Annotated in this window: 12 protein-coding genes and 1 tRNA gene; 7 read left to right on the forward strand and 6 right to left on the reverse strand. The window is 67.0% G+C overall.

From position 1 onward, the window contains the following. The first annotated feature begins 7 nt into the window (after positions 1-7). Positions 8-1,909, forward strand: coding sequence for a 1-deoxy-D-xylulose-5-phosphate synthase (gene dxs, locus GT347_RS24170; RefSeq protein ID WP_160554617.1), 1,902 nt, complete (start codon positions 8-10; stop codon positions 1,907-1,909). Positions 1,910-2,034: 125 nt separating this feature from the next. Then, positions 2,035-3,117 (forward strand): TRAP transporter substrate-binding protein, encoded by a 1,083-nt coding sequence (locus GT347_RS24175; protein ID WP_160554618.1) that lies wholly within the window; start codon positions 2,035-2,037, stop codon positions 3,115-3,117. 28 nt (positions 3,118-3,145) lie between these two features. Here the strand turns inward: GT347_RS24175 and GT347_RS24180 are convergent, their stop codons facing one another. Together GT347_RS24180 and GT347_RS24185 are read right to left on the reverse strand one after the other, a co-directional pair. Further along, positions 3,146-3,808, reverse strand: coding sequence for a methyltransferase (locus GT347_RS24180; protein ID WP_160554619.1), 663 nt, complete (start codon positions 3,806-3,808; stop codon positions 3,146-3,148). Positions 3,809-4,063: 255 nt separating this feature from the next. Beyond that, positions 4,064-4,885 (reverse strand): aldolase/citrate lyase family protein, encoded by an 822-nt coding sequence (locus GT347_RS24185; RefSeq protein WP_160554620.1) that lies wholly within the window; start codon positions 4,883-4,885, stop codon positions 4,064-4,066. A gap of 132 nt (positions 4,886-5,017) precedes the next feature. Here GT347_RS24185 and GT347_RS24190 point away from each other — a divergent pair, with 132 nt between their 5' ends. Beyond that, entirely contained in the window at positions 5,018-7,123 is a 2,106-nt protein-coding gene (locus tag GT347_RS24190) for a molybdopterin-containing oxidoreductase family protein (RefSeq protein ID WP_160554621.1), read from the forward strand. Here the strand turns inward: GT347_RS24190 and GT347_RS24195 are convergent. Beyond that, on the reverse strand, positions 7,118-7,501 hold the full coding sequence (locus tag GT347_RS24195; RefSeq protein ID WP_160554622.1) for a response regulator: 384 nt from the start codon (positions 7,499-7,501) through the stop codon (positions 7,118-7,120). The two genes, GT347_RS24190 and GT347_RS24195, sit on opposite strands and share 6 nt — an antisense overlap. 123 nt (positions 7,502-7,624) lie before the next feature. On the opposite strand from GT347_RS24195, the gene GT347_RS24200 reads away from it, so the two are divergent. Continuing rightward, on the forward strand, positions 7,625-8,104 hold the full coding sequence (locus GT347_RS24200) for a GAF domain-containing protein (protein WP_160554623.1): 480 nt from the start codon (positions 7,625-7,627) through the stop codon (positions 8,102-8,104). A 130-nt stretch (positions 8,105-8,234) separates the two neighbouring features. Beyond that, positions 8,235-8,849: a cysteine dioxygenase family protein gene (locus GT347_RS24205; RefSeq protein ID WP_160554624.1), complete on the forward strand. Its 615-nt coding sequence runs from the start codon at positions 8,235-8,237 to the stop codon at positions 8,847-8,849. A 16-nt stretch (positions 8,850-8,865) separates the two neighbouring features. Here GT347_RS24205 and GT347_RS24210 read toward each other — a convergent pair whose 3' ends face one another. Then, positions 8,866-10,254 (reverse strand): GntP family permease, encoded by a 1,389-nt coding sequence (locus GT347_RS24210; RefSeq protein WP_160554625.1) that lies wholly within the window; start codon positions 10,252-10,254, stop codon positions 8,866-8,868. Between the two features lie 192 nt (positions 10,255-10,446). Between GT347_RS24210 and GT347_RS24215 the strand changes: the two genes are divergently transcribed. Both GT347_RS24215 and GT347_RS24220 read left to right on the forward strand, forming a co-directional pair. After that, complete coding sequence (locus tag GT347_RS24215) at positions 10,447-10,662, forward strand: hypothetical protein (protein WP_160554626.1); 216 nt, start codon at positions 10,447-10,449, stop codon at positions 10,660-10,662. A 62-nt stretch (positions 10,663-10,724) separates the two neighbouring features. Beyond that, positions 10,725-10,798 (forward strand) — tRNA-Gly (locus GT347_RS24220). Positions 10,799-10,955: 157 nt separating this feature from the next. On the opposite strand, the gene GT347_RS24225 is transcribed toward GT347_RS24220, so the two are convergent. Next, the gene (locus GT347_RS24225) at positions 10,956-11,507 is read right to left on the reverse strand and encodes an FxDxF family PEP-CTERM protein (RefSeq protein WP_160554627.1); all 552 of its coding nucleotides are present in this window, start codon (positions 11,505-11,507) and stop codon (positions 10,956-10,958) included. 224 nt (positions 11,508-11,731) lie between these two features. Next, positions 11,732-12,970, reverse strand: a complete 1,239-nt coding sequence (locus GT347_RS24230) for a carbohydrate porin (RefSeq protein WP_229722478.1) — start codon at positions 12,968-12,970, stop codon at positions 11,732-11,734. Between the last annotated feature and the right edge of the window lie 223 nt (positions 12,971-13,193).

The following is a 13,193-nucleotide window of genomic DNA, read 5'->3' on the forward strand; positions in this document are numbered from 1 at the left end:
AAAGATCATGTCCTCCGATTCCATCGATCCTTCCGCGCCGCGGCCGCTGCTCTCGCGCATCGACAGCCCCGCCGACCTGCGTGCGCTGCCGCGCGAGCAGCTCGACGCCCTGGCCGGGGAGCTGCGCAGCTATGTGCTGGAAAGCGTGGCGCGCACCGGCGGCCACCTCAGCTCCAACCTGGGCACGGTCGAGCTGACCGTGGCGCTGCACTATGTGTTCGACACGCCGCGCGACCGCATCGTGTGGGACGTGGGCCACCAGACCTATCCGCACAAGATCCTCACCGGCCGGCGCGAGCGCATGGCTACGTTGCGCCAGCAAGGCGGCCTGTCGGGTTTCCCGCAGCGCGCCGAGAGCGAGTACGACACCTTCGGCACGGCGCATTCCTCCACCAGCATCTCCGCCGCGCTGGGGATGGCGATGGCGGCGCGCCAGAAGGGCGAGGACCGCCATGCGATCGCCGTCATCGGCGACGGCGCCATGACCGCCGGCATGGCCTTCGAGGCCATGAACAACGCGGGTGTGACGGACGGCCGGCTGCTGGTGATCCTGAACGACAACGACATGTCGATCAGCCCGCCGGTGGGCGCGCTCAACCGCTACCTGGCGCAGCTGATGAGCGGGCGTTTCTACGCGGCGACCAAGAACGTCGGCAAGTCGGTGCTGCGCGCGGTGCCGCCCTTGTTCGAGCTGGCCAAGCGCTTCGAGCAGCATGCCAAGGGCATGGTGGTGCCGGCCACGCTGTTCGAACAGTTCGGCTTCAACTATGTCGGCCCGATCGACGGCCACGACCTCGAATCGCTGATCCCCACGCTGGAGAACCTGCGCGAGCTGCGCGGCCCGCAGTTCCTGCATGTGGTGACGAAGAAGGGCCAGGGCTACAAGCTGGCCGAGGCCGATCCGGTGGCCTATCACGGGCCGGGCAAGTTCGATCCGGCGGTGGGGCTGGTCAAGTCCGCAACGCCTTCCAAGCCGACCTTCACCAACGTCTTCGGCCAGTGGCTGTGCGACATGGCGGCGCAGGACACACGGCTCGTCGGCATCACGCCGGCGATGCGCGAGGGCTCGGGCCTGGTCGAATTCGAGAAGCGTTTTCCCGACCGCTACTACGACGTCGGCATCGCCGAGCAGCATGCGGTGACCTTCGCCGCCGGCATGGCCTGCGAGGGCGTCAAGCCGGTGGTCGCCATCTATTCGACCTTCCTGCAGCGCGGCTACGACCAGCTGGTGCACGACGTGGCGCTGCAGAACCTGCCGGTGCTGTTCGCGCTGGACCGCGCCGGGCTGGTCGGCGCCGACGGCGCCACCCATGCGGGCGCCTACGACATCCCCTTCCTGCGCTGCATCCCCAACATGGCCATCGCCTGCCCGGCCGACGAGCGCGAATGCCGCCAGCTGCTGAGCACCGCCTACGCGCAGAACGGCCCGGTGGCCGTGCGTTATCCGCGTGGCGCGGGTGTTGGCGCCATACCGCTGGCCTCGCTCGAAGGCCTGCCCTATGGCAAGGGCGAGATCCGCCGCCAGGGCGGCAGCGGCATCGCCATCCTGTGTTTCGGCACGCTGCTCTATCCGGCGCTGGAAGCCGGCGAGAAGCTCGATGCCACGGTCGTCAACATGCGCTGGGCCAAGCCGCTCGACCTGGAGCTGCTGCAGCAGGTCGCAGCCAGCCACCAGGGCCTGGTGACGGTGGAAGAGGGCGCCGTCATGGGCGGCGCCGGCAGCGCGGTCTCCGAAGCGCTGCAAGCCCATGGCATCGTGCGCCCGCTGCTGCAGCTGGGCCTGCCCGATGCCTTCATCGAGCATGGCGACCATGCCCGTCTCCTGTCCCTGGCCGGACTGGATGCGGCGGGCATCGAAGGCTCCATCGTGCAGCGATTCGGTCGCAAGACCATGCTTGCAGAAAGCTGAAGACCGCCGGTCCGCCGAGGGGAAACCCGACGCGGCCCATCGGAAGTCGATTCCTAGAATGCCTGCCGAGGCGCCAGCACGAGCGCCCGGTTCAACACATTCCGTGTCCAACACAGGAGGCATTCATGGATCGTCGTTTCATCATCAAGAACGCGGGTATCGCCGGGGTTCTGGCAGCCGGCGTCGCGCCGGCGGTCCATGCACAGGCGGCAGTGCGCTGGCGCCTGGCATCGAGCTTCCCGAAGTCGCTCGACACCATCTACGGCGGCGCCGAGACCTTCGCCAAGAAGGTCGGCGAAATGACCGGCGGCAAGTTCCAGGTCAGCGTGCATGCGGCCGGCGAACTGATGCCGGCCTTCGGTGTGGTGGACGGGGTGCAGCAGGGCTCGATCGAGGCCGCGCATACCGCGGGCTACTACTTCTTCGGCAAGAACGAGGCCTTTGCCATCGGCGCGGCGATCCCCTTCGGCATGAACTCGCGCCAGCTCACCTCCTGGATGTTCGAGGGCAATGGCCTGAAGCTCACTCGCGAGTTCTACGCCAAGTACAATGCGGTGAACTTCCCCTGCGGCAATACCGGCGCCCAGATGGGCGGCTGGTTCCGCAAGGAGATCAAGGCGCCGGAAGACATCAAGGGCCTGAAGTTCCGCATCGGCGGCTTCGCCGGCCGGGTGATCGAACGCATGGGCGGCGTGCCGCAGAACATCCCTGGCGGCGAGATCTACCAGTCGCTGGAAAAGGGCACCATCGACGCGGCCGAATGGATCGGCCCCTACGACGACCAGAAGCTGGGCTTCAACAAGGTCGCCCCCTTCTACTACTACCCCGGCTGGTGGGAAGGTGCGCTGCAGCTCGATCTCCTGGTCAACCAGAAGGCCTACGACGCGCTCTCGCCCGAGTACAAGGCCATCGTGGAGACTGCCGCTTCCGAAGCCCATGTGGTGATGCAGGCCCGCTACGACGCCCGCAACCCCACCGCACTCAAGCAGTTGGTGGGCGCCAAGACCAAGGTGGTGGCCTTCCCCAAGACGGTGCTGGACGCGTCCTTCAAGACGGCGATGGAGGTCTATGCCGATCTCGACAAGAACAACCCCGACTGGAAGAAGATCTACGGCGACTACCGTACCTTCCAGAAGGACCAGCTGCTCTGGTCGCGTTTCGCCGAAGCGCGTTTCGACAGCTATATGCAGGGCGTGCAGCTGCCCTGAGCGTGTGCGGGCCGCCTGCGGCCGGCGGCTATTTCCAGGCGGCCAGGAAGATCCTGGCCGAGGCGTCCTGCCGGCAGGTCACGGTGGAGAAACCGACCAGCCTGAGCCAATAGAGGTATTGCTCGGCCGAATATCTCACCGAGATGCCAGCCGGGAGCGCCAGCGCCTGAAACGGGAAAGTCGGCGCTTGTTGCACCGCGGGCGGCTCCTCATTGGCCGCGCTGGCCTGGCCATACACCAGCAATCTGCCGTTACGCGGCAAGGCGTCGAAGGATTTCTTCAGCAGCAGGCCAATGCGGTCCGGCGTGAACAGCTCCAGCACGTGCGAGAACTGCATGGCGCGAAAGCCGGTGGGAAACGGGTCGTGGAAAAAATCGCCGGCATGCGCGCCGAGTTCCGCGCCCTGGCCGCTTTCCCGAAAGATATCCAGTGCCCGGTCGCATACCGGCGGCAAATCGAAAACCGTGATGCGTATCGGGGGGTGCTCTTCCTTGAGCAGGCTGGCCACGTAGCCGGGGCCGCCGCCGATGTCGAGCATCTGGTCGATGCGGCCGAATTCGGGGGCGTCGAAATAGAAGGGCCGACAACTGCGATGCACCGGCGGCGGGGCGGTTTCGCAAAGCCCCTCCTGGAATGCGATCGCGGGAATCAGCTGCCTGATTTTCTCGAGCTTTGCGGTGTGGTTCGACACGGCGGGTCCATTCCATCAAAACGAAGATATGTCCTGAACCGCGAAAACGGCCGCCCCGCATTTGCGGGGCGGCCGAGCCGTGGCCAGGTTTCTGGCTCCATTTTGATTCGCGCCCGGCGCCGCATCACCCTCCGGTGCGAGAAAAAACCATTGAGAGACAAATGCTTGCGTAATCGCTTGCTGTAAATATTCGAAGATATTTAATGTTTATCTAGTTGTTTTAAATCCATGGGAGTATGTACGGCGCCGCGGTAATCAGTAACTGCTGCTGGCGCCCGGTTTCGCTGCCGCCTGCGTGCGAAACCGCGCCGCCGCCGCATCCAGGCCGTTGCGCAGGATCAGCAGGTCGAGCGCCACGGCGACGAACTGGGCGCCGAGCGCCAGGCATTCGCGGGCCCGGGTCTCATCCACCATCAGGATGCCCGGCGCCTTGCCGCAGGCGCGGATGCGGCCGATAGCATCGTCGATCGCGGCATCGACTTCCGGATGCCGGGCTTGGCCCGGATGGCCCATGCTGGCCGACAGGTCGGCCGGTCCTATGAAGATGCCGTCCACGCCATCGACCGCCGCGATGGCCTCGATCTCGGCCAGCGCCTCGCGTGTCTCCACCTGCACCAGCACGCAGATTTCCTCGTTCGCCCGGGCGATGTAGTCGGCGGTGCGGCCGTAGTTGGAAGCGCGGGTGGAGCCGCCCATGCCGCGGATGCCGTGCGGCGGATAGCGGGTGGCGCGCACGGCGGCGCGGGCTTCCTCGGCGTTCTGCACGAAGGGCAGCAGCAGGTTCTGCGCGCCGATGTCGAGGTAACGCTTGATCAGCACCGGATCGTTCCAGGCCGGCCGCACCACCGCGGCGATCGGCGAGCTGCCATCGAGCGTGACGGCCGCGGCGGTGGCCTGCAGCTGCTGGGCCATCAAGGGCACATCGCTCGGCGTGTGTTCGGTGTCCAGCAGCACCCAGTCGTAGCCGGCGCCGCCGATGAGTTCCGAGACATAGGGCGAGGGCAGGGTGGACCAGAGTCCGATCTGCGCCTGTCCGGCGGCGAGGGCTTGCTTGAAACGGTTGGCGGGATGTCGCATTTGTCCTGGTTCTGCTGAGTTGTTCCAGCCCACATCCTAGGCACTATTGGTCTGGCACAACGCTTGCGTGGCTTGCTGTACGCCGGGTACAGAAATATTCTTTCCGAAGCCCGCGCAGCACAGGACACCAGAATGAGCTCCACCATCCCGATCCAGACGCCCGGCCAGGAGCGTGTGGTGCACGGCACCTGTCCGCACGATTGCCCCGACACCTGCGCCATGCTGATCACCGTGAAGGACGGGGTGGCGACCAAGGTGAAGGGCGACCCGGCGCATCCGACCACGCAGGGCGCCCTGTGCACCAAGGTGTCGCGCTACCTGGAGCGCACCTACAGCCCGGACCGCCTGCTGCATCCCATGCGCCGCGTCGGCCCCAAGGGACCGGGGCAGGGCCGCTTCGAACGCATCGGCTGGGACGAGGCGCTGGACACCATCGCCGCGCGCTTCAAGGCCATCGCCGCCGAGGACCCGCAGGCCATCCTGCCCTATGCCTATTCCGGCACCCTGGGCCTGGTGCACAACTTCGGCATGCCGCGCCGCTTCTTCCACCGCCTGGGCGCTTCGCTGCCCGAGCGGGTGCTGTGCGCCACGGCCGGCCGGCTGGGCTACAACACGGTGATCGGCGCGCAGGTCGGCATCGACATCGTGCATTTCCCCGAGGCCCGGCTGATCCTGCTGTGGGGCACCAACCCCATCACCTCCAACCTGCACCTGTGGACCCGCATCGCCGAGGCCAAGCGCAACGGGGCGCGCATCATCGCCATCGACCCCTACCGTTCGCTGTCCGCCGACAAGGCCGACTGGCACATCGCGCCGCTGCCCGGCACCGACGGCGCGCTGGCCTTCGGGCTGATGCACCTGCTGATCCGCGACGGAAATCTCGACCGCGACTACATCGAACAACACACCCTGGGCTTCGACGCACTCGCCGCCCGCGCCGCCGAATTCCCGCCGGAACGCGTCGCCGAACTCACCGGCCTGCCGGCCGAGACCATCCTGCGCCTGGCCGCCGAATACGGCGCCGAACGCCGCTCGGCCATCCGCGTCAACTTCGGCATGCAGCGCCATGCCGGCGGCGGCAACGCCATGCGCGCCATCGCCTGCCTGCCGGCGCTGACCGGCGCCTGGCGCGAGGTCGGCGGCGGCGTGCTGATGGATGTGGCCGGCGCGCATGCGGTCGACCTGGCCGCGCTCGACGGCCGCCACATGCTGCCCGACCCGCCACCGCGCAACGTCAACATGGCGCAGATCGGCAAGGCCCTGACCGAGCTGAACGATCCGCCGCTGAAGGCGCTCTTCGTCTACGCCTCCAACCCGGTGGCGGTGGCGCCGAACAACGCCCTGCTGCGCCAGGGCCTGCTGCGGCCGGACCTGTTCACGGTGGTGCACGAGATCTTCCTGACCGACACCTGCGACTACGCCGACATCGTGCTGCCCGCCACCACCCAGCTGGAGCAGTTCGACGTGCACCGGCCCTACGGCACTCTGTACACCATGCTCAACCAGCAGGCCATTGCGCCGCTGGGCGAGGCCTGCTCCAACGCCGAACTGTTCCGTCGCCTGGCCGCGCGCATGGGCTTCGACGAGCCCTGCTTCCGGCAGTCCGACGAGGAGATCGCCCAGCAGGCGCATGACCGCGGCGCGGCCGTCAATGCCACGCTGGACTTCGAGCTGCTGCATCGCCAGGGCTGGCAGCGGCTCGACCTGCCCGAGCGCTACGCGCCCTTCGCCGAGGGCCGCTTTCCCACGCCGTCGGGCAAATGCGAGTTCGAAAGCGCCTCGGCCGCGGCCCAGGGCTGGAGCGCGGTGCCCGAGTTCATACCGCCGCGCGAGTCGGCCGCCGGCGATCCGGCCCTGGCCGCGCGTTTTCCGCTGATGCTGCTGACCCCGCCGGCCCGGCACTACCTCAACTCGAGCTTTTCCGGCGTCGCCTCGCTGGTGCGCGACGTGGGCGAGCCCTGGGTGGAGATCAGCGCGGGCGATGCGGCCCGCCGCTGCATCGCCGAAGGCGACCGGGTGCAGGTCTTCAACGAGCGCGGCGCCTTCTCGGTGCGGGCCGTCGTGAACGACCGCACGCGCGACGGCGTGCTGGTCGCCCCCTCGATCTGGTGGCTGAAGAAATCGGCCGACGGCGAGAACGCCAATGCCGTCACTTCCGACGGCCTGACCGACATCGGCCGCGGCGCCACTTACTACGACACGGCGGTGGAGATCCGCAAGCTGCCGGCACTGTCATGAGCCCGGCTGAAGCTCCTGCACGCAATAGGCGATGAGCGCCTCGGTTTCGCTGGCCTTGTCGAAGAAGGCGTTCGCGCCCAGCCGCAGGCAGCGCTCGCGCAGATCGGAAGTGGCATGCGAGGTGAGAACCACCACCCGCTGTCCCGGCTGGCGGCTGTCGCGGCAGGCGGCCAGCACGCCCAGGCCGGTGCCTTCCTTGAGGAACATGTCCACGATCGCCAGCATCCAGCCGGACGGGTTCTCGTTGAGCCAGGCCACCGCGCCGCGTTCGGTTTCGGCGAAATCCACCACTTCCATCGCGCCAGCGTCGGCCAGGCCCAGCGTCAGGGCCATGCGGACCGTGGCGCTGTCTTCGACCAAGAACACTTTTTGGCCCATGCCAGCCCCTTCTTTGCTGATCGGCAGTATGAGGCCCCGCCGCATGTCCACCCAGGCGGCCATCCCGGGGTCTTAGCGCGCCGGCCCTGCCGTGAAATGCCGATACAGCCTATGCTACCCGCCATGATCGCCGGTGCACGCTTGTACGCCATCCAGGCCGCCCTGGCTCAGGGCAGTCTGGCCGATGCGCTGTCCCTGCTCAACAAGGGGGTGGTGCACCGCTTCACGGCCGCGTATCACCTGCAGGACGGCGTGCTCTACAACCGCGGCCTGGTCGACAAGCTGGGCAAGCCCATGCCCGAACTCATGCGGGCGGTGCCGGTGGAGCACAGCTTCTGCCAGTTCGTGATGCGCGACAACTTCTTCCAGACCACCGACTCCACCCGTGACCCGCGCCTGCAGGGCCACCGCCTGCAGGGCGTGATCCACTCCTATACCGCCGCGCCCATCACCGATTCGAGCGGGCATTTCGTGATCGGCAGCATCTGCCACTTCGATTTCGTGAGGCAGGTGCTGTCGCTGGACGAGGTCGATCTGCTCAAGCGCGCCGGGCGGCTGGTGACCGGCCGCATGCTGTTCGAGGCCGGGGCGCCGTCGGCCTGACTCAGATCGGCTGGAAGTGGTGGGTGCCGTCGCGCCGCAGCTGCGCGACCAGGCCGAACTCCAGGAAGCGCCCATATGGCATGAACCCTGTGGGTGCTGCGCGCCGAAGTCGGGTAAAAGTCCGGGCACCATGCCTGCATCCCCCGTATCCCCGGACATCGCCCCGCTGCGCGAATTCGTCACCGCCTTCGGCCGCCTCCTCGACGAGGCCCCCGACGAACCCCGTGTGCTGCGGGAGGGCGGCGCGCTGCTGCGCCGCCTGGTCTCGCGCGACGACTGGCTGCCCGAGGCCTTCGCCCAGCCGCATCCCGAGTACTACCGGCAGTACCTGCTGCATGCCGACTCGACCGAGCGCTTTTCCGTGGTGAGTTTCGTCTGGGGTCCGGGCCAGGCCACGCCGGTGCACGACCACACGGTGTGGGGCCTGATCGGCATGCTGAGGGGTTCGGAAGAGAGCCAGGGCTATGCCGAGCAGGACGGCCGCTGGCTGCCCCATGGGGCAGCGTCGCGGTTGGCGCCGGGCGATGTGGAACCGGTCTCGCCCACCGTGGGCGATGTGCACCGGGTGCGCAACCTGTTCGAGGACCGGGTGTCGGTCAGCATCCATGTCTACGGCGCCAACATCGGTGCGGTGCGCCGGCACACCTATCCGGCCGAGGGTGGACGCAAGCCCTTCGTCTCGGGTTATTCGAACAGCCTGCTGCCCAATCTCTGGGACCGTTCGGCCGAGCTGCGCGGCGCCTGAAACCCGAGGCGCGGCCTCAGACCAGCGGCGGCAGCAGATTCAGCAAGAGCACCATCACCAGCCCGACCACGGCCACGATGGACTGCACCACCGAGATGGTCTTGGTCGCCTCGCCCATGCTCATGCCGAAGGATTCCTTCACCAGCCAGAAGCCGGCGTGGTTGGCATAGTTGAAGAACAGCGAGCCGCAGCCGATGGACAGCGCCAGCAGCGGCTGGTTGACCGCCGCGCCCGAGGCCGCCAGCGGCGCCAGCAGCCCCGCCGCGCCCACGATGCCGACGGTGGCTGAGCCGGTGGACACCGACAGCAGCATCGAGATCAGCCAGCCGAGCACCAGCGGCGACAGCGCCAGCTGGTGGCTCATGTGCACGATGGCATCGCCCACATGGGCATCGGTCAGCACCTGCTGGAAGGCGCCGCCGCCGGCGATGATCAGCAGCACGTTGGCGACCGGCTTGACGCTCTGGCTGAGCGCCTTGCGCACCGCTTCGGGCTGACCCGGACGCAGCACCAGCACCGCGAAGATCACGCCCAGCAGCATCGCCACGATCGGGTTGCCCACGAAGGCGGCGACATGCAGCAGGGAGGAGTCCTTGGCCAGCATCACTTCGCCCAGCGCATGCAGCAGCATCAGCACGGCGGGCAGCAGCGCCGTCAGCAGGCCCAGGCCGATGCCGGGGGGCGACTTGCGCGGCGCGGCGTCCGGGCTGTCGGCATCCGGCGCGTACTGGGCCACCAGGGCGTCGTCGGGGCGCACCGTCATGCGCGGCGCGATGAAGGCGCCGTAGATCGGGCCGGCCAGCACGATGGCCGGGATCGCGCAGATGAAGCCGTAGAGCATGGTCGCGCCCACGCTGGTCTTGAGCGTGGCGATGGCGGTCAGCGGCCCGGGGTGCGGCGGCACCATGCCGTGCATGGCCGCCAGCGCGGCGATCACCGGCACACCCACATACACATAGGCCGAGCCCTTGCCGGGCTGTTCGGCTTCGAGCTTGCGCGCCACGCCGAAGACCAGCGGCAGCAGCACCACCAGGCCGACCTCGAAGAACATCGGAATGCCGATGATGAAGGCCACGCCCGTCATGGCCCAGGGCAGGGCCTTGCGCGATGCGCGGCTCACGATGGCATTGGCCACGCTGTCGGTGACGCCCGAATCCGCCAGGATCTTGCCCAGCATGGCGCCCAGCGCCACCACCAGCCCGACGGCGCCCAGCGTCTTGCCGGCGCCGCCGGAAATCGCGTGGACCAGCTTGTCCAGCGGCATGCCGGTGGCCAGGCCCACGGCCGCCGAGACGATCAGCAGGGCCAGCAGCGGATGCAGTTTCGGCTTGAGCACGATGAGCGCGACCAGCCCGAGAACGCTGGCCAGTGCCGTGACCAGCAGCGCAATATCCTGTGAATTCATGTTGAGAGGCTTGGTTTGCGTGAGAAGCGTCGGTGCCGGTGTGGACCGTACGCGAATGCAGGGAAAGAGGAGCGACCGGGTTTTCACCGATGCGGCGCCCATGCGGCGCCGGTCGCTTATTGTGCTGCGCGTGAAGCCGGCGTTCCGGATGCGGGGGTTTCGGGCCCTGCGCTTTCGGCGTATGGTGGTCCGATGCATGAAAAAGACCCGGTCAAGCCTCCTGCCCGCAAGCCTTCCCGGCCGTCGTGGGTGGACTCGGCCTATCTCAAACGCATGACCGAGGCCGGCAACGAAACCTGGCTGGACCGCCCGGTCACCCGCTGGATTCTCGGCATCGTGGCGGCGCTGCTCGTGTTGGCGATCCTGACCCATGCGCTCGATCTCTGGAACTTCCCCGGCGAGGCCTAGTCGTCCAGCCGCTACAATGCGGACGCTTCGGGCTCGCCGCCAGCGTTCAGCGGCGGCCAGATGCGGGTGTAGTTCAATGGCAGAACGGCAGCTTCCCAAGCTTCATACGAGGGTTCGATTCCCTTCACCCGCTCCAGGCTTCTATTCCTCCCCATATTCGACGACGCAAAAAAAGAGCCGCGTGAGCGGCTCGTAACGAATGCAGTATGGCTCAGCTAAGAAGGAATGGAGTCCCGTCCGTCCTCATCAGCCGCGGAATATCACGCTGCGCTTCGGATAAATCGTTGCACTAGTCAACGACGGTTGCGTCTCCGTTGGACGACGGCTCCCATCATACCCAGTCCTGCGAGCAACATGGCAAGGGTTTCGGGTTCCGGAACTGGTGCGAGCGCAATCACGCCGGCGTAGCTCGAATTGCCTATTCCGGTACCCGTAACGAACAAGGTGTAGTCCTGACCGGCCGTGAGGACTGGCGTACTCCCGGCCAGGGTTTGCACCAGGAAGGTCGCGCCGCCAGTGCCGACCGGGTTGCTGGTCGATACGGTTCCTGTCGCTATTGCCGGGCCCAAGGCATCGGCGACGCTGCTCAAGTCTCCCGCGTACAGCGCGGCGCCCGAGATGCCGGCGGAAGCGCTCGAATCGATCTCCAGCAGAACAAAAACAGTGCTGTTGCTTGTCGCCAGCGAGAAGCTGAAGGGCTGATCGTACGGGCCTGCCGTCGTGCTGCCGGAGAAAGTCGTCGTACCCGAGATGACCCCCAGTGACGTTGCCTGGGCTCCTGTTGCCATCGCTAACGAAAATATCAGAGAACCGACTATAGTGGCCTTCTTCACTAATGATTTCATGGTGATATTCCTTTGGTTAAATGGGGCGGGTAGAAACACCCGCCAAGGAAATGTCACATACACCACCAGTGAGGCTCAATAGACCGTCCGGCTTAGTAACTCATTAATCGAGATGCTCGCAATTGAATAATCGCGTGCATTGAGTAAGTAAATGCGTATATTCCGCCATTCGAGACACTGGCCCAAGCGAATGCCTGCCGGAAGCCGGCCAGCGCCGGCAGCGCTCAGAACTCGCTGTGCAGGCGCATCGAGAAAATGCGCACCGGTCCGCGGTCGGCGTTGTAGCCGGGGTTGCGGATGTGCTGGAAGCCGAAGCTGATCGCGTTCTCCAGCTTCTTGATCGCCGGCAGGGCGAAGCGGTAGTACACCTCGGCGATGGTCTCGGGCTTGTAGTTCAGCCGGCCGTCGCCGACGAAGAAGCCCGCGCCGCCCGCGGCCAGGAAGGCCCTGTGCTCCTGGGACAGCCCGTTCTGCGCCAGCGCCACGCCCAGCGCATCCTGCGCGCGGCCCCAGCGGCCACCTTCGAGGGTGGCGCCGAAGGAGACCGAGCGGTCGATCTCGGCGAAGGCATAGGTCTCCGACTTGCCGTCGTTGCGCGCCAGCCGGGTGAACACACCCAGGCCGTCGGCGACTTCCTGCTCCAGGTTGATGCCCGCGCCGATCTTGGTGCGGCGCTCGCGCACCGGCGCCACGTCGGGCACGGTGCCGTTGGCAGCGGCGTAGTTCAGCGCGTCCTGGAAGCCGCCCATCACCGCCACGTTGCGAAAGGCCAGCAGCCGCAGCGTGCCCGGCCGGTTCCAGGCGGTGTAGCGCCGCTCCAGCTCGACCTGGTCGCCGTAGTGGCTGAAGAACTTGTGGTCCAGCTTCAGGCCGTTGGATTCGATCGGCTGCAGCGAGCGGCCGGCGCGCAGAGTCCAGTCGTCGTCGTGGCGGTATTCCAGCGCCACGCCCCAGGAGTAGCCGCGCGAATCGGCGGCGAAGTCGTAGGCGCCGTGGGTCAGCAGCGACCAGTTGAGGAACTGGGTGCGCGCGTCGTGCGCATGGGCGCTGTTGTCGAAGATGTCGGAGACGGCGAAGTTGCCGGCCGTCAGCGTCAGCCGGCGCTTGTCGTAGCGGCTGGCCAGCTGGTTGGCATCGCCCTCGACGAATTCGCTGCCGCCGCCCAGGCCCCAGGTGTGGCGCACGAAGAGCCGGGCGCGGTAGATGACGGGGTTGGTGCCGGCGGTCTTCTGCAGCTCGCCGTTGGTCAGGCCGCCCAGGCCGGTCAGGCGCGACAGCGGCAGGCCCTGCACCAGTTCGGGGTTGAAATACAGCTCGGTCTGCGGCGCCAGGCGCATGCCCAGGTAGGCGGTCGAGGTGAAGGAGTAGCTGCGTTCGGCCTCGGGCGAGAGGCTGTTGACGCCGGAGTAGGCCGCGTCGAAGGAGGGCTTCTTCTGGAAGACGTAGGTCGCCTGCCCGTGCACCGAGAAGTCCTCGACCTCCTGCTCCCCGGGTCGGCCGTCTGTGCCCGCGAGGACGACGGGAAGAAGCTGGCGGCGAGCAGCAGCACCAGAAAGGCGTGCTTCGAAAAAGGGGGGCGAGACACGCGGTGGCTTGACATGGGCGGCGGAGTATAGGCGGCGGGCCGTGGCGCCCATGTGACACGGGGCTGCAAACAAAAAAGGCCGGCACCCCCAGGGGCACCGG

Origin of the sequence: Xylophilus rhododendri (assembly GCF_009906855.1) — a bacterium.
Taxonomy (GTDB): domain Bacteria; phylum Pseudomonadota; class Gammaproteobacteria; order Burkholderiales; family Burkholderiaceae_C; genus Xylophilus; species Xylophilus rhododendri.

Excerpts from the sequence above, each read along its gene's own strand:
- GT347_RS24185 (WP_160554620.1), bottom strand. The coding sequence starts at position 4,885 with ATGCGACATCCCGCCAACCGTTTCAAGCAAGCCCTCGCCGCCGGACAG.
- dxs (WP_160554617.1), top strand. The coding sequence starts at position 8 with ATGTCCTCCGATTCCATCGATCCTTCCGCGCCGCGGCCGCTGCTCTCG.
- GT347_RS24195 (WP_160554622.1), bottom strand. The coding sequence starts at position 7,501 with ATGGGCCAAAAAGTGTTCTTGGTCGAAGACAGCGCCACGGTCCGCATG.
- GT347_RS24190 (WP_160554621.1), top strand. The coding sequence starts at position 5,018 with ATGAGCTCCACCATCCCGATCCAGACGCCCGGCCAGGAGCGTGTGGTG.
- GT347_RS24215 (WP_160554626.1), top strand. The coding sequence starts at position 10,447 with ATGCATGAAAAAGACCCGGTCAAGCCTCCTGCCCGCAAGCCTTCCCGG.
- GT347_RS24205 (WP_160554624.1), top strand. The coding sequence starts at position 8,235 with ATGCCTGCATCCCCCGTATCCCCGGACATCGCCCCGCTGCGCGAATTC.
- GT347_RS24175 (WP_160554618.1), top strand. The coding sequence starts at position 2,035 with ATGGATCGTCGTTTCATCATCAAGAACGCGGGTATCGCCGGGGTTCTG.
- GT347_RS24225 (WP_160554627.1), bottom strand. The coding sequence starts at position 11,507 with ATGAAATCATTAGTGAAGAAGGCCACTATAGTCGGTTCTCTGATATTT.
- GT347_RS24210 (WP_160554625.1), bottom strand. The coding sequence starts at position 10,254 with ATGAATTCACAGGATATTGCGCTGCTGGTCACGGCACTGGCCAGCGTT.
- GT347_RS24200 (WP_160554623.1), top strand. The coding sequence starts at position 7,625 with ATGATCGCCGGTGCACGCTTGTACGCCATCCAGGCCGCCCTGGCTCAG.